This is a genomic window from Mycolicibacterium llatzerense (assembly GCF_000878195.1).
GTDB classification, from domain to species: Bacteria; Actinomycetota; Actinomycetes; order Mycobacteriales; family Mycobacteriaceae; genus Mycobacterium; species Mycobacterium llatzerense.
Map to the genome: position 1 here is coordinate 14,061 of NZ_JXST01000056.1, position 17,849 is coordinate 31,909.

At 69.5% G+C, this 17,849-nt stretch carries 18 protein-coding genes; 10 read left to right on the plus strand and 8 right to left on the minus strand.

Annotated elements, in window-relative coordinates; genetic code table 11:
• Positions 1-11 precede the first annotated feature (11 nt).
• Entirely contained in the window at positions 12-401 is a 390-nt protein-coding gene (locus TL10_RS26720; RefSeq protein WP_043392678.1) for a hypothetical protein, read from the minus strand.
• Between the two features lie 284 nt (positions 402-685).
• Positions 686-1,081 carry a hypothetical protein gene (locus TL10_RS26725; RefSeq protein ID WP_043392677.1) on the minus strand — a complete coding sequence of 132 codons (396 nt, stop codon included), beginning with the start codon at positions 1,079-1,081 and terminating at the stop codon, positions 686-688.
• Between the two features lie 786 nt (positions 1,082-1,867).
• On the opposite strand from TL10_RS26725, the gene mihF reads away from it, so the two are divergent.
• The 5 genes from mihF (at position 1,868) to metK (ending at position 5,746) form a co-directional block, all read left to right on the plus strand.
• On the plus strand, positions 1,868-2,185 hold the full coding sequence (mihF, locus tag TL10_RS26730) for an integration host factor, actinobacterial type (protein ID WP_011894593.1): 318 nt from the start codon (positions 1,868-1,870) through the stop codon (positions 2,183-2,185).
• A gap of 39 nt (positions 2,186-2,224) precedes the next feature.
• Complete coding sequence (gene gmk, locus TL10_RS26735; protein ID WP_110789228.1) at positions 2,225-2,779, plus strand: guanylate kinase; 555 nt, start codon at positions 2,225-2,227, stop codon at positions 2,777-2,779.
• A 74-nt stretch (positions 2,780-2,853) separates the two neighbouring features.
• The gene (rpoZ, locus tag TL10_RS26740; RefSeq protein ID WP_020101623.1) at positions 2,854-3,147 is read left to right on the plus strand and encodes a DNA-directed RNA polymerase subunit omega; all 294 of its coding nucleotides are present in this window, start codon (positions 2,854-2,856) and stop codon (positions 3,145-3,147) included.
• Positions 3,148-3,166: 19 nt separating this feature from the next.
• Positions 3,167-4,426 (plus strand): bifunctional phosphopantothenoylcysteine decarboxylase/phosphopantothenate--cysteine ligase CoaBC, encoded by a 1,260-nt coding sequence (gene coaBC / locus TL10_RS26745; RefSeq protein WP_043988037.1) that lies wholly within the window; start codon positions 3,167-3,169, stop codon positions 4,424-4,426.
• A 111-nt stretch (positions 4,427-4,537) separates the two neighbouring features.
• On the plus strand, positions 4,538-5,746 hold the full coding sequence (metK, locus tag TL10_RS26750) for a methionine adenosyltransferase (RefSeq protein WP_043392665.1): 1,209 nt from the start codon (positions 4,538-4,540) through the stop codon (positions 5,744-5,746).
• A gap of 63 nt (positions 5,747-5,809) precedes the next feature.
• Here the strand turns inward: metK and TL10_RS26755 are convergent, their stop codons facing one another.
• The 6 genes from TL10_RS26755 to TL10_RS26780 all read right to left on the minus strand — a co-directional run bounded on the left by TL10_RS26755 (position 5,810) and on the right by TL10_RS26780 (position 12,272).
• Positions 5,810-7,051 (minus strand): MFS transporter, encoded by a 1,242-nt coding sequence (locus tag TL10_RS26755; protein WP_043988038.1) that lies wholly within the window; start codon positions 7,049-7,051, stop codon positions 5,810-5,812.
• A gap of 13 nt (positions 7,052-7,064) precedes the next feature.
• Positions 7,065-8,183: a PLP-dependent cysteine synthase family protein gene (locus TL10_RS26760; protein WP_043392659.1), complete on the minus strand. Its 1,119-nt coding sequence runs from the start codon at positions 8,181-8,183 to the stop codon at positions 7,065-7,067.
• Between the two features lie 96 nt (positions 8,184-8,279).
• The gene (gene lpqS, locus TL10_RS29845) at positions 8,280-8,681 is read right to left on the minus strand and encodes a putative copper homeostasis (lipo)protein LpqS (RefSeq protein ID WP_131630821.1); all 402 of its coding nucleotides are present in this window, start codon (positions 8,679-8,681) and stop codon (positions 8,280-8,282) included.
• A 106-nt stretch (positions 8,682-8,787) separates the two neighbouring features.
• The gene (locus tag TL10_RS26770; protein ID WP_043988039.1) at positions 8,788-10,266 is read right to left on the minus strand and encodes a flavin-containing monooxygenase; all 1,479 of its coding nucleotides are present in this window, start codon (positions 10,264-10,266) and stop codon (positions 8,788-8,790) included.
• A gap of 104 nt (positions 10,267-10,370) precedes the next feature.
• On the minus strand, positions 10,371-11,345 hold the full coding sequence (locus tag TL10_RS26775; protein WP_043988040.1) for an alpha/beta hydrolase: 975 nt from the start codon (positions 11,343-11,345) through the stop codon (positions 10,371-10,373).
• Positions 11,346-11,348: 3 nt separating this feature from the next.
• Complete coding sequence (locus TL10_RS26780; protein ID WP_043988041.1) at positions 11,349-12,272, minus strand: alpha/beta hydrolase; 924 nt, start codon at positions 12,270-12,272, stop codon at positions 11,349-11,351.
• Between TL10_RS26780 and TL10_RS26785 the strand changes: the two genes are divergently transcribed.
• From TL10_RS26785 to TL10_RS26805, 5 genes are all read left to right on the plus strand, one after another.
• Entirely contained in the window at positions 12,271-13,011 is a 741-nt protein-coding gene (locus TL10_RS26785) for a lysoplasmalogenase (protein ID WP_192830315.1), read from the plus strand. The two genes, TL10_RS26780 and TL10_RS26785, sit on opposite strands and share 2 nt — an antisense overlap.
• 50 nt (positions 13,012-13,061) lie before the next feature.
• On the plus strand, positions 13,062-15,008 hold the full coding sequence (locus TL10_RS26790) for a primosomal protein N' (protein ID WP_390892770.1): 1,947 nt from the start codon (positions 13,062-13,064) through the stop codon (positions 15,006-15,008).
• Between the two features lie 36 nt (positions 15,009-15,044).
• The gene (fmt, locus tag TL10_RS26795) at positions 15,045-15,971 is read left to right on the plus strand and encodes a methionyl-tRNA formyltransferase (RefSeq protein WP_043988042.1); all 927 of its coding nucleotides are present in this window, start codon (positions 15,045-15,047) and stop codon (positions 15,969-15,971) included.
• On the plus strand, positions 15,968-17,479 hold the full coding sequence (locus TL10_RS26800) for an RsmB/NOP family class I SAM-dependent RNA methyltransferase (protein WP_377042077.1): 1,512 nt from the start codon (positions 15,968-15,970) through the stop codon (positions 17,477-17,479). The genes fmt and TL10_RS26800 overlap by 4 nt, the downstream gene beginning before the upstream one ends.
• A 5-nt stretch (positions 17,480-17,484) precedes the next feature.
• Positions 17,485-17,849 (plus strand): beta/alpha barrel domain-containing protein (locus tag TL10_RS26805; protein ID WP_043988043.1); only part of this gene is annotated, 365 nt, incomplete at its 3' end.

Here is a 17,849-nt window from a genome sequence, read left to right on the forward strand (position 1 = left end):
TGCGCCTCAGGTCACAGCGGAATCCAGATGGGGCCGAGCCAGAAGCCCCAGGCGTTGAAGCCCTGGTCGAATACCGGGTTCACCCACTGGCCGTTGTAGCTGAACGGCTGGTGGTCCCAGCGGCCGTCATCGATGCCGCGGCCATGCCAGTCACGGCCACGGTCGTCACGCCAGCCGTCCCGGTCGCCCCGCCAGTCGATGCCGCGCTGCCAGCCGCCACGGTCGCCACCCCAGCCGCCTCGGTCGCCACCACGGTCGTCGCGGTGGTCGTCATGCCCCGCGCACGGTGCGCCCGGCGGGCACCAGTCGGCGCTCGCGGTCGCCAGGCCGATGCCGAAGAGTCCGGCGGCGCCGATGCCGGCCGCCAGGGTGGACGCGGTCAATGCCTGTTTGATCTTCATGCAGCTGACGCTATGGCGGCCCGATGGGCGTGCACTTAGCTGAACTTAGGTGTGTGCTGTGTATGCGGTCACGTTGCGGGAACGTTGCGCTGAAGGTTTCCTGTCGGTTTCCGGGGAGTCTGGGAAGGCATTGTGCGGGAGCAATTTTCGTCGCCGATGTCTCGCCGGTTCGACGCCGTCGTGAAGTTGCGATCGTGCATGCCGAGTTTGCCCTGCAGATGCCAGACGGCCCGCCACCTGACGTGGCGGGCCGTCTGGCTGCGGGTCGGGTCAGCGGGCCTCGATCACAGCGGAATCCAGATCGGGCCGAGCCAGAAGCCCCAGGCGTTGTGCCCGTTGTCCCACACCGGGTTCACCCACTGGCCGTTGTAGTCGAACGGCTGGTGGTCGAAGCGGGCGTCGTCGATGCCGCGGTGCTGCCAGTCGCGGCCCTGGTTGTCGTGCCAGCCGTCGTCACGGCCGACCGGGGCGGCCGGGCCCCGGTTGTCGCCCGGGCCGCGGTTGTCATCTGGACCGCCACGGTTGTCGCCCGGACCGCGGTGGTCGTCGTGCTGGCCGCACGGCGCGTTCGGTGGGCACCCCGGGTCGGCATTGGCGCCGGCCAGGCCGACACCGAACAATCCGGCGACGCCGATACCGGCTGCCAGGGTGGATGCGGTCAACGCTCGCTTGAAGTTCATCGCGGCTCACCTTCTTCTTTGATGTGGTGGGCGGGTTGTCGCCACACTGGAACTCAAGTTAGGACTGCCTAATGTGTGTGTACTTTGGCGTCATTAGGTGTGTGCTGTGCGTGCCGCAACGGTTTGGCCACGAGGCGCTGATCGTTGCCTGTGGGAAGTGCGACCACATGGGAAAACGTTGGGCAGGAATCAGTTTCATCACGACCGTGCCACCGGTCCGGCGCCGAGCTGGCCCGGTTGCCGCGGGAATCGTGACGCTTCCGAGTTTGCGGAGTCTGCGTGGCAGCGCACGGCGGCGCGGTGTTGCCCAACTCCCGGGGTGTCGAACCGACCGTCGAGCGGGCTGAAACGGGCTATTTGGGCGGTTCAACCACCCAAATAGCTGAATTGGGCCACCAGCGCGTCACCCGCGGCGCATCAACCCATCGGACTCGGCACCGACACGCCCGACACGCCGTGACCTGCGAAAATTTTCCTGAATCGACCCTGATGACGGCCCGAAAATCGGCCGGACCCGGTCCCGGTCGAGCAGCCGTCGTCCCACTGAGTGCTCAAAACCCTTGATACGCAGGCAGATCTGCGACTGAAGCGCTTGAGCGCAGCCCCTGTCGAGCTTGCACTTCGCGGCCATCTGGAGCCGCCGTTCGCACTACACGCTGGGCTTTTAGCTTCGTTACCCGGGGGGTGGGGTTAGCGCTTGTCGGTAAGCGTGGGTACGGTCGTCGTCGCTGGCTGGTTCACCCCAGCCGTGACAGAAATTATTTGACGGAGATACGGAGGAACCCCGTGGCCCTTCCCCAGTTGACCGACGAACAGCGCGCGGCAGCGTTGGAGAAGGCTGCTGCCGCACGTCGAGCACGTGCCGAGTTGAAAGACCGGCTCAAGCGCGGCGGCACCAACCTCAAGCAGGTCCTGACGGACGCCGAGACCGACGAGGTTCTCGGCAAGATGAAGGTTTCCGCTCTGCTGGAAGCCTTGCCCAAGGTTGGCAAGGTCAAGGCGCAGGAGATCATGACCGAGCTGGAGATCGCTCCGACCCGCCGTCTGCGCGGACTGGGCGACCGTCAGCGCAAGGCCCTGCTGGAAAAGTTCGACTTTTCCTGATCTGACGCAAGACTGACGAGCAGTAGGGGCCGGACGGCGATGAACCGTGTTGTTGTGCTGGCCGGCCCCTCTGCCGTGGGTAAATCGACGGTCGTGCGCTGCCTGCGTGAGCAGGTGCCCGACCTGCATTTCAGTGTCTCCGCCACGACGCGTGCACCGCGTCCGGGCGAGGTCGACGGTGTCGACTACACGTTTGTCTCGGCCGAAGAGTTCCAGCGCCTCATCGATGACGGTGAGCTGCTCGAATGGGCCGAAATTCATGGGGGACTACAGCGCTCCGGTACCCCCGCCCGGCCGGTCCGGGAAGCCATCGCCGCTGGTCAACCCGTCCTCATCGAGGTCGATCTGGCCGGCGCTCGGGCCGTCAAACAAGCCATGCCGGAGGTGCTGACGGTCTTCCTCGCGCCGCCTAGTTGGGAAGCGCTGGAGAGCCGGCTCATCGGCCGCGGCACCGAGAGTGCCGAGGTCCAGGCCCGTCGCCTGGCTACCGCGCGGGCCGAACTGGCCGCTCAGGACAGTTTCGATGTGACTGTTGTCAACAGTCAGTTGGAATCCGCCTGTGCAGAATTGGTATCCTTGCTGGTGGGCCGCTGAGCGGTCTGCGCTTAACGCCCAGATATCGCTGATAGCGACTCCAATCTTCACACCGAACGCCGGGAGAACACTTCGTGAGCACCACTGTCGAGAGCATCGACTCCGACGCCGCCATCGCCTACGACACGCCGCTGGGTATCACCAACCCGCCCATCGACGAGCTGCTGGATCGTGTGTCGAGCAAGTACGCGCTGGTGATCTACGCCGCGAAGCGTGCGCGCCAGATCAACGACTACTACAACCAGCTCGGTGACGGCATCCTCGAGTACGTCGGCCCCCTGGTCGAGCCGGGTCTGCAGGAGAAGCCGCTGTCGATCGCCATGCGCGAGATCCACGGCGACCTGCTCGAGCACACCGAGGGCGAGTAAGGCCGCGTAGGCGCCGAACATGGCCGACCGCAAGCGCATCGTCGTCGGAGTCGCCGGAGGTATCGCCGCCTACAAGGCGTGCACCCTGGTTCGTCAGCTGAGCGAGGCCGGCCATTCGGTCCGCGTGGTGCCGACCGAGTCGGCGCTGAAGTTCGTCGGCGCCGCCACCTTTGAAGCACTGTCCGGCAATCCCGTGCACACGGGAGTGTTCGAGGACGTCTCCGAGGTACCGCACGTCCGGTTCGGTCAACAGGCCGACCTGGTCGTGGTCGCGCCGGCCACCGCCGACCTGATGGCACGTGCGGTGGCGGGCCGCGGCGATGATCTGCTGACCGCCACCCTGCTCACCGCGCGCTGTCCGGTGCTGTTCGCCCCGGCGATGCACACCGAGATGTGGTTGCACCCCGCCACCGTCGAGAACGTCGCGACATTGCGGCGTCGTGGCGTTGTGGTGCTGGACCCCGCTTCCGGGCGCCTCACCGGCGCCGACAGCGGCCCCGGACGCCTGCCGGAGGCCGAAGAGATCACCACCTTCGCGCAGCTGCTCCTGGAGCGCGGTGACGCGTTGCCCCATGATCTGGCCGGGGTCAAGGTCGTCGTCACCGCTGGTGGCACCCGAGAGGCCATCGACCCGGTCCGGTTCATCGGCAACCGCAGCTCGGGCAAGCAGGGCTACGCCGTGGCCCGCGTGATGGCCCAGCGCGGCGCCGAGGTCACGCTGATCGCCGGAAACACCGCAGGCCTGGCCGATCCGGCCGGCGTGGACGTGGTGCACATCAGCTCGGCCGCGCAGCTGCGGGACTCGGTGTTCAAATACGTGCCCGACGCGCAGGTGCTGGTGATGGCCGCCGCCGTCGCCGATTTCCGTCCTACCGAGGTAGCGACCAGCAAGATCAAAAAGAAGCACGGCCCCGGTGAAGCGGAGGCCGCGCCCGTCATCGAACTGACCCGAACCGACGACATCCTCGCCGGCGCGGTGCGGGCCCGCACCGACGGTCAGCTGCCGAACCTGCGCGCCATCGTTGGATTCGCCGCCGAGACCGGCGACGCCAACGGCGACGTGCTGTTCCACGCCCGGGCCAAGCTGCAGCGCAAGGGCTGTGACCTGCTGGTTGTCAACGCGGTGGGGGACGGCAGGGCCTTCGAGGTCGACGTCAACGACGGTTGGCTGCTGGCGGCGGACGGGACCGAGTCAGCGCTGGAGCACGGGTCCAAGACGTTGATGGGCAGCCGCATCGCCGACGCGATCGGGGCGTTCCTGCGCGGCAACGACGAATGACCATCGCCTGAACCGTGCCGCAGCCGGGTTTGCTGCGCGGGGGTACACGACAGTTGTTAGGCGGGCGCGGATATTATGCGCCGGACTAAAGTTTTGGAAGGGAATTGCGACGTGAGTGAAGGTCGGCTGTTTACCAGCGAGTCAGTGACCGAAGGACATCCGGACAAGATCTGCGACGCCATCAGCGATTCCGTGCTGGACGCGCTGCTCGCGCAGGATCCCAAGTCGCGGGTTGCGGTAGAGACCCTGGTGACCACGGGTCAGGTGCACGTCGTCGGTGAGGTGACCACCAACGCCAAGGAAGCATTTGCCGACATCCCGCTGATCGTCCGTGACCGGATCCGCCAGATCGGCTACGACCACTCCGACAAGGGCTTCGACTACGCCACCTGCGGTGTGAACATCGGCATCGGTGCGCAGTCCCCGGACATCGCCGCGGGCGTCGACACCGCCCACGAGGCGCGCGTCGAGGGCGCCGGCGACCCGCTGGACGCCCAGGGCGCCGGCGACCAGGGCCTGATGTTCGGCTACGCCATCAACGACACCCCCGAGCTGATGCCGCTGCCGATCGCGCTGGCGCACCGGCTGTCGCGGCGCCTGTCCGAGGTCCGCAAGAGCAACACCGTCGACTACCTGCGTCCGGACGGCAAGACCCAGGTCACCATCGAGTACCGCGACAACGTCCCGGTCCGCCTCGACACCGTGGTGCTGTCGACCCAGCACGCCGAGGGCGTCGACCTGGACGGCACCCTGGCCCCGGACATCCGCCGCCACGTCGTCGAGACCGTGCTGGCCGACCTGGCGCACGAGACCATGGACACCTCCGACTTCCGGCTGCTCGTCAACCCGACCGGCAACTTCGTGGTCGGTGGCCCGATGGGTGACGCCGGCCTGACCGGCCGCAAGATCATCGTCGACACCTACGGCGGCTGGGCCCGCCACGGCGGCGGCGCCTTCTCCGGCAAGGACCCGTCAAAGGTGGACCGCAGCGCCGCGTACGCGATGCGCTGGGTGGCCAAGAACGTCGTCGCTGCCGGCCTGGCCGACCGCGTCGAGGTCCAGGTGGCCTACGCCATCGGCAAGGCCGCCCCGGTGGGCCTGTTCGTCGAGACCTTCGGCACCGAGCACTTCGACCCGGCCCGCATCGAGAAGGCCATCACCTCGGTCTTCGACCTGCGTCCCGGCGCCATCATCCGCGACCTGGACCTGCTGCGCCCGATCTACGCGCCGACTGCCGCGTACGGCCACTTCGGCCGTACCGACATCGAACTGCCGTGGGAGCAGCTCGACAAGGTCGACGACCTGAAGGCCTCCGTCTAAGTCTTTCTGCGCGAGCAGACACGGACCCCCTGAATCGATCGATTCAGGGGGTTTCGTGTCTGGTCAGCTGACGGGCTGAGGCTCCAGCCGGTTCGTCCGGTGCAGCCGGTACAGGGCCAGCGCGACCAGCAGGCTGATGGTCGTGAGCGCGACCCAGATGAGTTCGGGTCGGCCGGCATCGCGTGCGGTCTCCATCAGCGCTCCGGTGGCGAGGTTCCCCACCAGGATGCCGATGCCGACGATGGTGTTGTAGAAGCCGTAGTAGGTCGCGACGAGCCGGTCGCCGGCGAGCGAGACCACGGTGTCCATCTCGAACGGGTACACCGCGGCCGATCCGACGGCCAGCAGCGCGGCCGTCGTCAGCAGCGCGGCCACCGCGACCGGTCGGCCCCACCGGTCATCGGGCACGACGATCAACGGGACGAACGCCGCCGCCAGAACCAGCACCCCGATCGTCAGCGACTGGGCGCGGCCGTACCGCGCGGTGAACCAGGACGTGATGCGGATTTGGCCACCGATGGCGACCAGCCCCGACACCGCGAAAACGGCTGCCACGATGGCTGATTCGTGGTGCGGCGCGAGCACCCCGGCGTGCAGCGGCAGCGCCAGGTACACCTGGAACGTCACCACATAGGTGCCCACCATCGACGCTGCGAACAACAGGAACGGCCGGTTGGCCAGCACGGTGCGCCAGTCGTGCAGGACCGAGACGCGTTCGGTGGCAGCATGATCGGCGTGATCCTTCGGCAGCGCGAATAGCTGCGCGATGGTCAGCACCGCGAACACCACCGCCGCCATGCCCGCGGTGACCCGGAAGTCCAGCGCCATCAGGGCCAGCCCCACCAGCGGGCCGGCCAGGATGCCACCCTGATAGAAGACGTTGAACACCGTGAATGCCGCCACCCGGCGCTCGCTGGAGTCCGCGGCCAGGTAGGCCCGCACCGCGGGGTTGAACAACGCCCCCGCGAAACCCGTTGCCGCCGAGGCGATGAGCAGCGTCGGCAGGGATTGCGCGACCGCCAGCAGCCCGAAGGCGCCCGTGCGCAACAGGCAGCCCGCCACGATCAGCGGCTTGTAGCCGAGCCGGTCGGCCAGCGTCCCACCGACGATGAACATGCCCTGTTGCGAGAAGTTCCGCACCCCGAGTACCAGCCCGATGGCCCAGCCGGCCAAGCCGAGCGGGCCGGCCAGATACCCGGCCAGGTACGGCATCAGCATGTAGAACCCGAGGTTGATGCCGAACTGGTTGAGCATCAGCACCCGGCTGGGCCAGCCGAAGCTGCGGAATTGGGCGAGGACCTCCATCACCGCACCTCCGTCACAGCGATGCCGCATCGGGCCTGCGTACCGTCGCGCAGCGCGTCCACGAATCCACCACGCGCTCAGCGGGATCGGTGATCACTGCCGGTTCGGACGGCGGTTCGATCCCCAGTAGGTTGTGCTCGCGGCAGTAGTCGTCGTTGTAGACGGTGTCGAAATACCGTTGCGGCCCATCGGGAAAGATCGCGGCGATCGTGGTGTCCGGATCGTGATGGCGCGCCGCCCAGCCGGCGACCAGCGCCACCGCGCCACCGCTCCAGCCGCTACTGGCATAGCTGGTCCCGGCCAGCGCGCGGCAGGCCCACACCGCTTCGGCGGGCGCCACCCAGTGCACCTCGGAGAACGCGTCGTAGTCGACGTTGTCCGGGTAGATGCTCGACCCCAGGCCGCGCATGAGGCGACTCTGTGCGGGCTGGCCGAAGATCGTCGACCCGATGGTGTCGACGCCGATCAGCTTGAGATCAGGATTGAACTCGCGCAACACTTTTGCCACCCCGGCCGAATGGCCGCCGGTGCCGACCGAGCACACCAGGACGTCGACGGTGCCGAGCTGCGACTGCAGTTCCAGGGCAAGATCGCGGTAGGCGTCGACGTTGTCGGGGTTGTTGTACTGGTCGGGGTACCAGGCGGTGGGATCGCCGGCCAGGATCTGGGCCACCCGGTCGCGGCGGGCCTGCTGCCAGCCGCCGGTCGGGTGTGGTTCGGTGACGAGGTCGATGTCGGCGCCGTACGCGGCCAGCATCCGCAGCATCATCGGTTCCATGCCCGGATCGGTCACCAGGGTGACCGGGTGCCCGTACACGGTGCCGGCCAGGGCCAGGCCGAGTCCGAGTGTGCCGCTGGTGGATTCGACGATCCGCGCGCCGGGCAGCAGGTCACCGCGGGCGCGGCCGCGTTCGACCATGTACATCGCGGGCCGGTCCTTCATGCCACCGGGGTTGACGCCTTCGAGCTTGGCCCAGAAGCCCCGGTCGTCGGTGGTGAACGGTGCGGCGATCCGAAGTACCGGGGTGCCGCCGACCATGGTGCCGGGGCGGTCGTAGCGAGCCAGCCGGCACGGCCCGGACGCCGGCCGAGTGGATTTTCTGGGCAGGGTGAGATTGGTCGAATTGTTCATGAGTGCATCACTTTTCGCTTGAGGCCGCGGCGCGGCAGCGGAATCGGGCAGCGAACACCGACCGGCCACTAAGCGTGGCCGATCTGCGCTGACCGATCAGCGTCGGGAGATGCAGAGCCGGGTCAGGACCGCCCGGCCGGTGTGAATCTGAAGCGCGCGGCGCGGCGGACCCCGGCCGGTCTGGGGCGCCAACGCGCGCCAGCACACCATGAGGACGCCGAGGGTCACCACCAGGCCCAGCGCCAGGAGGTTGGAGGCGGAGCGGGGGAGTCCGGCGGTGGTCACCAGCTCCGGGGCCGACGGGGCCGAGCCGTCCCGCGCGTGTGGGTGCTGCGCGGCCACCGAGGGCAGCGTGTGTCCCGGGGCGACGAGCGTGGGGGCGGCGTGATCATGCGGCGTGGCAACAGGCTTGGCGCTCAACTGAATACCGATGCCGAGACCGAGCAGGGTGACGAGCAGCACGGCCGCTGCCCGCCATCGCATCGGCCGGGAAGTCACGTTCGCGACTGTACCGACGTTTCGGCGCCCATAGCCGGGCCGATGCGTTTCGTGCGGCAAAAGTTATCGGGTTCAAAGAACTTTCATACGAGTGCGGGCCTAGCGCTCACGCGCTGAACTCGTAGTCGTCGAGGTCGAACCGGCGGCTGCGGATGTAGGCCTCCACTGTGGTGGCCGGCCGCAGTGGCACGTCGCCGTTCTTGTCGAAGTAGTAGCTGTTGGCCGACTGGCAGCTGTCCTGCCAGAACACCTGCCGGTGACGTTTGCTCAACATCTCGGCGAAGTATCGGTCATTGGCTTCCTGGGATACCTCGACCCGGTGGGCGCCAACCTTTTCGGCGCGTTGCAGGCACCGCACGATGTGGTGGACTTGAGCTTCGATCAGCGCGAAATAGGACGAGCCCACATACCCGTACGGCCCCATGACGGTGAAGAAGTTGGGGAAGCCGGGGATGCTGACGCCCTCGTAGGCCTGCAGCCGCTGCGTCTCCCAGAACTCGCCGAGGGTGTGCCCGTCGGCGCCGGTGACGGGGAACGTCGGGACGCTGTCGACGTCCATCACCTTGAACCCGGTGGCGAGGATCAGGACGTCCACCTCGTGGTCCTGCCCGTCGGTGGTGCGCACGCCGCTCGGGGTGATGCGCTCGATGGATTCGGTTATCAGACTGACATTTTCGCGGTTGTAGGTCGCGAGGTAGCTGTTGTGGAAGCCCGGCCGTTTGCAGCCCACCGCGTAGCGCGGGGTGAGCTTGTCGCGCACCACCGGGTCGTGGACTTCGCGACGTAGGAACGACCGTCCCATGCGGGCCGCGCCGTCGGCCAACGGGAAGACGCTGTAGTACTGCGCCGACAGCGGGAAGGTCAGCTCGACGTAGGCCTGGCTGGCCAGCCGCTGCAGCGTCTTGCCGCCCGGGATGCGCATCGCCCACCGGGCCGCGGCCGGCAGCGGTAGGTCCAGCTTGGGGAAGCACCAGATCGGCGTCCGCTGAAACACCGTGAGCTGCTCCACGATCGGTGCGATCTCGGGGATCACCTGGACCGCCGAGGCGCCGGTGCCGATGATCGCGACGCGCTTGCCGCTCAGGTCGATGTGGGAGTCCCAGCGCGCGGTGTGAAGCGTGATACCGGCGAAGTCGGTCACGCCCTCGATGTCCGGCGGCTTGGGCACCGTCAGCACGCCGCTGCCGTTGATCAGGAACCGCGCGGTGAGTGTGCCGCTGCTGGTGTGCACGCGCCAGAGGTCGGTGGCGTCGTCGTACTCGGCGCCGGTGACCTCGGTGCCGAAGCGGATCCGGTCTCGCAGTCCGTACTTGTCGACGCAGTGCTCGGCGTATGCCTTGAGCTCATGGCCTTTGGCGTAGGTGCGGGACCAATCCGCGCTCTGCTCGAAAGAGAACTGATAGGAGAACGACGGAATATCCACGGCGACACCGGGATAGGTGTTCCAGAACCAGGTGCCGCCCGGCCCGGAGCCGGCTTCGAGGATTTGGTAGTCACCGAGCCCGGCCCGGTCCAGCAGGATGCCGGCCCCGATCCCGGAGAAGCCGGCGCCGACGATCACAGTTTGGACATCAGGCGTTGTCATGGCTCCATACTCGCGCGAGCAGACGCAAAACTGTCGCGTTTGTCGCAAAAACGACAGGTTTGCTGGGGGCACCTCCCTCTGGGGGACTGCTCGCGAGAGAACAGCTAGGTGTGGAGGGCTGCCTTCAGTGCCGCCAGGCCCCGGTTGGTGGCCTCGGTGGCCACCGGCGAGGCCAGCGCGAGGCTGACGAAGCCGTGCACCATGGTCGGTTCGTTGCTCAACTCGACCGGAACCCCGGCTGCGGCAAGCAGTTTGGCGTATACGGCGCCGTCATCGCGCAGTGGGTCGTGCTCGGCGGTACCGATGTAGGCGGGCGGCAGCCCGGCCAGCGACTCGGCGTTGGCCGGGGCCAGGTCGGTCGGCAGCGTCGAGGCGTCACTGATGTCCACGCCGGGCAGGTACCAGGACAGGAAGGCCGCGGTCACATTGCTGTTGAGCATGGGTGCGTCGGCGTTCTCGGTGAACGACGGCAGCGTGGTGTCACCGGTGGTCGCGGGGTACCAGAGCAGCTGGAACGTCAGGTTCGGGCCGCCGGCGTCGCGCGCCCGCTGCGCCATCACCGCGGAGATGTTGCCGCCCGCGGAGTCACCGGCCACCGCGATGCGCGCCGGGTCGCCGCCCAGTTCGGCGGCATGCGCGGCAACCCACTGCAGCGCGGCCCAAGAATCCTCGATACCGGCCGGGAACGGATGCTCAGGTGCCAGCCGGTACTCGATCGACACCACGATGGCGCGGGCGCCGATGGCGTGGGCCCGGGCCACGTGATCGTGCGAATCCAGGTTGCCGATCGCCCAGCCGCCACCGTGGTAGAAGACCACCACCGGCAGCGGACGCGTCTCACCATCGATGGGCGGCCAGTAGATGCGGGCCGGAATCTGGCCTGCGTCACCGCAATCGAGCACGCGGTTCTCGATCCGCAGGTCCGGCAACATCGCCGCGGGTGGTCGCATCGCAGCGATCTTGGCCCGGGCCACCTCGACGCCGTCGTCGATGGTGAACTCCAGCGGCACGGCGTCCAGGAGGGCTTTGAGGATCGGGTCGATATCAGGCCGAGTGTCCGGCGTCACATCCGAGGTCATGCCTCAGGCTAACGCGGCCTTGAGCGCAGCGATTCCGCGGTCAGCCGCCTCGGTCGTCGCCGGCACCACGCCGTGGTAGCCGAGATAGCCGTGCACCACGGTCTCTGCGTTGTGCACCTCGACGGAAACCCCCGCCGCGGTGAGCATTTGGCCATACGTGATGCCGTCGTCGCGCAGTGGGTCGTATCCGGCGACGGCGATGTACGCCGGTGCCAGCCCGGCCAGTGACTCGGCGCGCGCGGGCACCAGTGCGGCCGGCGGATTCCGCAGGTCGACACCCGTGGCATACAGCAACGAGAAACCACCGACGGCGTCGCGGCCCAGGACCGGCGCGTCGGCGTTCTCGGTGAACGACGGCAGCGAGGTGTCCCAGGTGGTCGCCGGGTACCACAGCAGCTGGGCTCGCAGCGTGATGCCGGCATCGCGGGCCAGCTGTGCGACCACGGCGGCGAGATTTCCGCCGGCCGAATCACCGGCCACGGCAAGGCGGTTCGGGTCACCGCCGATCTCCTCGGCATGGGCGGCCACCCACTGGGTGACGGCCCAGACGTCGTCCACCGCCGCGGGGAACGGGTGCTCGGGGGCCAGCCGGTAATCCACCGACACCACCACCGCGCCGGTCCCGGCGGCATGCAGCCGGGCGGTGCCGTCATAGGTGTCCAGGTCACCGACCACCCAGCCGCCGCCGTGGAAGAACAGCACCACCGGTGCCGACGGTTCGATGTCCGGTGGCCAGTAGATCCGGACGGGCACGCCGTCGATGACGCGGTCCTCGGCGCGGACCTCCTCGAACACCGCCTTGCGCGGCAGCTCACGGAACCGGGCTCGAGCGGCTTCGACGCCGCCGTCCATGGTCAATTGGAACGGAACTGCTTCCAGTACCTTTTGCAGAATGGGATCGAGTGGGGGACGCACAGTGTCCGACATGAGTTCACCGTACGCACCGCGCTGGCGGCTCTGGGTGGCGGCCGCAGTGGTCGCCGCCGGCTACGGCATCTTCCTCATCGCGACGGCGCTGCGGCTGCCGTCGGGCGCTGACCTGACCGGGCAGTTCGCTCTGCAGCCCGAGATCAAGGCGCTGCCCGCGCTGCTGCTGGCCGTGGCCGCGGCCGGACACGCCATCGTCCGCGAACGCCGCTGGTTGGTGGCCGCGCTGGTGTTCTCGGCGGGCGGTGACTTCCTGCTGGCCATGCCGTGGTGGCAGCCGGGCGGGGTGCCGTCGTTCGTGTTCGGGCTCGGCTCGTTCCTGATCGCGCACCTGTGTTTCCTGGCCGCGCTGCTGCCGCTGGCCCGGCGCACTCCGGCAGCCACCGCCGGCGCCGCGGTGCTGGTCGTCGTCTGCATCGGGCTGGTCGTCTGGTTCTGGCCCAGCCTGGTCGCGCAAAAGATGACCATCCCCGTCACCGTCTACATGGCGGTCCTGGTGGCCATGGTGTGCGCGGCGCTGTTCGCCGACCTGCCGACCCGCTGGACCGCACTCGGGGCACTGTGTTTCGCGGTGAGTGACGGCATGATCGGCATCAGCAAGTTCGTCCTCGGCGACGAGACACTGGCGGTCCCGATCTGGTGGGCATACGCCGCCTCGTTGCTCCTGATCACCGCCGGGTTCTTCGCAGGCCGGACGGTGTCGACGGTGTCGCCCCTGTCTGCTACACCGGCTGCGTGACCGTCACCAGGACGCAGGCCGAACACGAGCCCGTGGCTCGGGTGCTGCCGATGCTGTCGGTGCCGCACCTGGACCGCGAGTTCGACTACCTGGTGCCTGCCGACCTGTCCGACGACGCGCAGCCGGGCGTGCGGGCCAAGGTCCGGTTCAACGGCCGCCTGGTCGACGCGTTCATTCTCGAAAGACGTTCGGACACCGACCATTCGGGCAAGCTCGGCTGGCTGGACCGTGTGGTCTCGGCCGAGCGGGTACTGACCCCGGATGTGCAGCGCCTCGCCGAAGCCGTGGCCGCCCGGTACGCCGGCAGCCGACCAGACGTGCTGCGGCTGGCCATTCCGCCGCGGCACGCCACCGTGGAAAAAGGTCCGCCGCCGGAACTCCCGCCGTTCGCTCCGCAGCACGTCGACCCCGGTGCCTGGCAGCCGTACGCCCGCGGTGAGCAGTTCCTCGAGGCGCTCGCCGAGGGCCGTGCGGCGCGCGCGGTGTGGCAGGCCCTGCCGGGGGAGGACTGGGCCAAGCGGCTGTGTGAGGCGGCGGCCGTCGTCGTCAACGCCGGGCGCGGTGCGCTGCTGATCGTCCCGGACCAGCGTGACGTCGACGCCGTCCACGCCGCGGCCCTGACCTTGGTCGACGACAACCGGGTGGTGGCGCTGTCCGCGGGCCTCGGCCCGTCCCAGCGCTACCGGCGGTGGCTGGCGGTGCTGCGCGGCCAGGCCCGGCTCGTGATCGGCACGCGCAGCGCGGTGTTCGCGCCCGTCGCCGACCTCGGGCTCATCGTCGTGTGGGACGACGGCGACGACTCCCTGTCCGAGCCCCGCGCGCCGTATCCGCACGCCCGCGAGGTCGCGATGCTGCGTGCACACCAATTGCGTTGTGGCGCAATCATCGGTGGCTTCTCGCGCACTGCCGAGGCGCATGCGCTGGTACGCAGCAAGTGGGCGCACGATCTGGTCGCCGGGCGCAGTGTGGTGCGGGCCCGGGCCCCGCGGGTCGTCGCGCTGGACGACGACGCACACACCCATGAACGCGACGCCGCCGCCCGCACCGCGCGGTTGCCGTCGATGGCGCTGGGCGCCGCGCGCGCCGCGTTGAGCGCCGGGCGGCCGGTGCTGGTGCAGGTGCCGCGCCGCGGTTACGTCCCCGCGCTGGCCTGCGGCAAGTGCCGGACCATCGCCCGCTGCCGGCACTGCACCGGCCCGCTTTCGCTGCTCGACCGCGACACCGTCGGCGCGGTGTGCCGCTGGTGCGGCCGTCAGGACAGCGCGCTGCGCTGTGGCCGGTGCGGCTCCGACGCGGTACGTGCCGTGGTGGTCGGGGCGCGGCGCACCGCCGAGGAACTGGGCCGGACCTTCCCGGGCGTGCCCATCGTCACCTCCGGCGGTGACGCCGTGGTGGCCGAGGTACCTGGACGCCCCGCGGTCGTGGTGGCCACCCCGGGCGCCGAGCCGCGGGCCGACGGCGGCTACGGCGCGGCGCTGCTGCTGGACGGCTGGGCCTTGCTGGGCCGACAAGACCTGCGGGCCGCCGAGGACACGCTCCGCCGCTGGATGTCGGCATCGGCCATGGTGCTCGACCGCGCGGCCGGCGGCACCGTCGCGGTGGTCGCGGAATCGTCGATCCCGACGGTGCAGGCGCTGGTGCGCTGGGACCCGGTCGGGCATGCCGAGGCCGAACTCGACGGCCGTACCGAGGTCGGGCTGCCACCCGCGGTGCATCTCGCCGCCGTCGACGGCATCCCGGAGGCGGCGGACGCGCTGCTGGAGGCCGCCGCACTGCCGCCCGACGCCGAGGTGCTGGGTCCCGTCGACCTGCCGTTCGGCGCTCGCCGACCGCCCGGTCTGGACCCGGGCACACCCGTGCACCGGATGCTGGTCCGGGTTTCGCGCGACCGTGGGCTGGTGCTGGCTGCGGCCCTGCGCCGGGCGACCGGAGTGCTCAGCGCCCGCCACGATCAGCAGCCGGTGCGGGTGCAGATCGATCCGCTGCACATCGGATGAGGGTGTTCGGGTGGACCACAAGTAGCCTGGTGGATCGTGCGTATCGTCTTCGCCGGAACACCGGAACCCGCGCTGCCTTCATTGCGCAGGCTCATCGCGTCGCCCCGCCACGAGGTGGTCGCGGTGCTGACCCGTCCTGACGCGGCCTCTGGTCGTCGCGGCAAGCCGGCGCCGTCTCCGGTCGCGGAACTTGCTCTGGCCGAAGGCATTCCGGTGCTGCGGCCGGTCAAGCCCAATGAGCCCGAGTTCGTCGCCGAACTCGCCGAGCTGGCGCCGGACTGCTGCGCCGTCGTCGCCTACGGCGCGCTGCTGCGCGACGAGCTGCTGGCGGTGCCCCGGCTGGGCTGGATCAACCTGCACTTCTCGGTGCTGCCCGCCTGGCGTGGCGCCGCGCCGGTCCAGGCCGCCATCGCCGCCGGTGACGAGGTGACCGGCGCCACGACTTTCCAGATCGAACGTGCCTTGGACTCCGGGCCGGTGTATGGCGTGATGACCGAGGCGGTGCGGCCCATCGACACCGCGGGAGATCTGCTGGCCCGGCTGGCCGACGCGGGCGCCGGCCTGCTGGAGACCACGCTCGACGGTGTCGAGGACGGTGCGCTGACCGCGGTGCCGCAGCCCACCGACGGCGTGACGGTCGCCCCCAAGGTCACCGTCGAAGACGCGCGGGTCCGCTGGGACCTGCCTGCGCATGTCGTCGACCGCCGCGTCCGCGCGGTTTCTCCGAACCCCGGAGCATGGACCGAGATCGGCGACCTGCGGGTCAAGCTCGGTCCGGTGGTCCCGGTCGAGGAAGAACCGTTGGCGCCCGGCGCAATTCGCGTGCAGAAGGCGGGCGTGCTGATCGGCACGGGGAGCACTCCGGTGCGGCTGGGCACGGTCCAGCCGCCGGGGAAGAAGGCGATGAAGGCAGCGGACTGGGCGCGCGGCGCCCGGCTGGACGAAGGTGTGGTGGCCCGGTGACCGAACGGAACGGACGCGGCGGCGATCGCGGGCGGCAGGGTCGTCCGAACAATCAGGGGCGCTCGGGCGGCCGGGATCGTCAGGATCGGCAGCCGGGCAGACAGCCGGGCAGGCAGCAGGCCCGGCCGGCCGACGCCGAGCGGCGCGCGCCGCGTGGTCCGCGCCGTAAGCCGCTGGATCCGGCGCGCCAGGCGGCATTCGACGTGCTGCGCGCCGTGTCCGAGCGCGACGCGTACGCCAACCTCGCGCTGCCCGCGATCCTGCGCGACCGCGGTATCGAGGGCCGCGATGCGGCCTTCGCCACCGAGCTGACCTACGGCACCTGCCGCTGTGTCGGACTGCTCGACGCGGTGATCGAGAGCGCGGCCGGCCGGCCCACCGACCGGATCGACGCCGTGCTGCTGGACCTGCTGCGCCTCGGCGCCTACCAGTTGCTCCGTACCCGGGTCGACGCACACGCCGCGGTGGACACCACCGTCGAGCAGGCCGGCGTCGAATTCGATTCGGTGCGTGCGGGTTTCGTCAACGGCGTGCTGCGCGCCATCGCGAGCAAGGACGAAGCCGCCTGGGTGGCGGAGCTCGCACCGTCGGCCGCTGCCGACCCCATCGGCCACACCGCGTTCACCCACGCCCACCCGCGCTGGGTGGCCCAGTCCTTCGCCGACGCCCTGGGCGCCGACGCGGGGGAGCTGGACGCGATGCTCACCAGCGACGACGAACGTCCCCTCGTGCACCTGGCGGCCCGCCCGGGCGAGATCAGCGCCGAGGAGCTGGCCGCGGCGATCGGCGGCGATGTCGGCCGGTTCTCGCCGTACGCGGTGTACCTGCCCGGCGGTGACCCCGGCCAGCTGGACCCGATCCGGGACGGTTTGGCACAGGTGCAGGACGAAGGCAGCCAGCTGGTGGCCCGGGCCCTGACCGAGGTGCCGCTGGAGGGCAACGACACCCGCTGGCTGGATCTGTGTGCGGGTCCCGGCGGCAAGACCGCGATGCTGGCGGCCATCGCCGCGCAGTGCGGCGCCGAGGTGATCGCCGTCGAACCGACCGAGCACCGCGCGGAGCTGGTCGAGCGCAACACCACCGGCATGGGTGTCGAGGTGCTCCGGGTCGACGGCCGCGACTCCGGCCTGGAGCCCGGCTCCTTCGACCGTGTCCTGGTCGACGCCCCCTGCACGGGCCTGGGCGCACTGCGTCGCCGGCCCGAGGCGCGGTGGCGCCGGCAGCCGTCGGATGTGCCCGGCCTGGCCCGCCTGCAGCGCGAATTGCTTGCTGCGGCAATCAAACTCACCCGCCCCGGCGGCGTGGTGCTGTACGCGACCTGCTCGCCGCACCTGGCCGAGACGGTCGGGGTGATTGCCGACGCGCTGCGCCGTCAGCCTGTCGAGGCGATCGACACCCGCCCGCTGTTCGCCCCGGCTGATCGGCTGGGCCCCGGACCACACGTGCAGTTATGGCCACATCGGCATGGCACCGATGCGATGTTCGCGGCCGCGCTCAAAGTAGTCTGACCGCCATGGCAGGTCCATCTTCCGTCGCTCCGCTCGCCCACGCTCCACTGATCGCGCCGTCGATCCTGTCGGCCGACTTCGCCCGACTCGCTGAGGAGACCGCGGCAGTCGCGGGCGCCGACTGGCTGCACGTCGACGTCATGGACAACCATTTCGTCCCCAACCTGACGCTGGGTCTGCCGGTGGTCGAGAGCCTGCTCAGGGTCACCGACATCCCGATGGACTGCCACCTGATGATCGAGGACCCCAAGCGGTGGGCGCCCTCGTACGCCGAGGCCGGCGCCTACAACGTCACGTTCCACGCCGAGGCCACCGACGACCCGATCTCCGTCGCCCGCGACATCCGGGCCGCCGGCGCCAAGGCGGGCCT

What these genes read in the sequence shown, in the direction of transcription:
- TL10_RS26720 (WP_043392678.1), bottom strand. Translation starts at nt 401, where the DNA reads ATGAAGATCAAACAGGCATTGACCGCGTCCACCCTGGCGGCCGGCATC.
- TL10_RS26725 (WP_043392677.1), bottom strand. Translation starts at nt 1,081, where the DNA reads ATGAACTTCAAGCGAGCGTTGACCGCATCCACCCTGGCAGCCGGTATC.
- gmk (WP_110789228.1), top strand. Translation starts at nt 2,225, where the DNA reads ATGAACCGTGTTGTTGTGCTGGCCGGCCCCTCTGCCGTGGGTAAATCG.
- coaBC (WP_043988037.1), top strand. Translation starts at nt 3,167, where the DNA reads ATGGCCGACCGCAAGCGCATCGTCGTCGGAGTCGCCGGAGGTATCGCC.
- TL10_RS26755 (WP_043988038.1), bottom strand. Translation starts at nt 7,051, where the DNA reads ATGGAGGTCCTCGCCCAATTCCGCAGCTTCGGCTGGCCCAGCCGGGTG.
- TL10_RS26760 (WP_043392659.1), bottom strand. Translation starts at nt 8,183, where the DNA reads ATGAACAATTCGACCAATCTCACCCTGCCCAGAAAATCCACTCGGCCG.
- TL10_RS26770 (WP_043988039.1), bottom strand. Translation starts at nt 10,266, where the DNA reads ATGACAACGCCTGATGTCCAAACTGTGATCGTCGGCGCCGGCTTCTCC.
- TL10_RS26775 (WP_043988040.1), bottom strand. Translation starts at nt 11,345, where the DNA reads ATGACCTCGGATGTGACGCCGGACACTCGGCCTGATATCGACCCGATC.
- TL10_RS26785 (WP_192830315.1), top strand. Translation starts at nt 12,271, where the DNA reads ATGAGTTCACCGTACGCACCGCGCTGGCGGCTCTGGGTGGCGGCCGCA.
- TL10_RS26780 (WP_043988041.1), bottom strand. Translation starts at nt 12,272, where the DNA reads ATGTCGGACACTGTGCGTCCCCCACTCGATCCCATTCTGCAAAAGGTA.
- TL10_RS26790 (WP_390892770.1), top strand. Translation starts at nt 13,062, where the DNA reads ATGCTGTCGGTGCCGCACCTGGACCGCGAGTTCGACTACCTGGTGCCT.